At 28.2% G+C, this 681-nt stretch carries 2 protein-coding genes; both read left to right on the top strand.

Going from position 1 to position 681, the window contains the following annotated elements; all coding sequences use genetic code 11:
* The coding region (locus tag ACN4EE_RS23540; RefSeq protein WP_431708940.1) for a hypothetical protein at positions 1–423 on the top strand (423 nt) is incomplete at its 5' end.
* A gap of 73 nt (positions 424–496) precedes the next feature.
* Positions 497–681: FHA domain-containing protein (locus ACN4EE_RS23545; RefSeq protein WP_431708941.1), on the top strand; the 185-nt coding region annotated here is incomplete at its 3' end.

Consider the following 681-nt stretch of genomic DNA (forward strand, 5'->3'; position numbering starts at 1 on the left):
GCATTATCAGAGCAAAAAAAATATAATGATTGTCTTATTTTGATTAACTCAGATAAAGTTCAATCTTTAACAGTTAGAGATAGTATTCAACAAGAATTTCTAGGCAAATGTCAATTAGGTTTAGCAGAATTAGAAGCATTGGATAATCAATTTGCTGAAGCCATAAAAATAGCCCTCAGAATCGATAGTAAATCATCTGATTATAACCGTGCCAAAGAGTTTATTGACGACTGGTCAAAACAAATTTTAGAAGAGGCTAAAAATATGCACTCTCTTGAAAATGATTGCTCTATAATAGAAGAAAAATTAGCTAACATTCCTGAAAGTAGTGTTTGGAAAAAAGACGCTTTAGACTTAATTCACGAATGTAAAAATAAAGGAATAGTGATTGATATGTGTCCAGGTCCTTTATGTGTAGAATAATAAATATTATTTATATTTTTTTAATAAATAGCTAAATCATATATAATAATTATACAATCAACTTTTTATGGTTATGAATCAAGATACAATTGCTCATCTCATCCTTGTTTCTAAAGAAGCTGATAAAAACATAAAATATGTACTTTCTCCCCAAGAAATCACTTTAATTGGTAGAGCTTCTAACTGTCAAATAGTTTTAAATCCAGATGAATTTGTTACAGTTTCTCGTTATCATGCTCAAATTGAATTGATAGAAAT

The organism is Geminocystis sp. CENA526 (genome assembly GCF_050753365.1).
Lineage (GTDB): Bacteria > Cyanobacteriota > Cyanobacteriia > Cyanobacteriales > Cyanobacteriaceae > Geminocystis.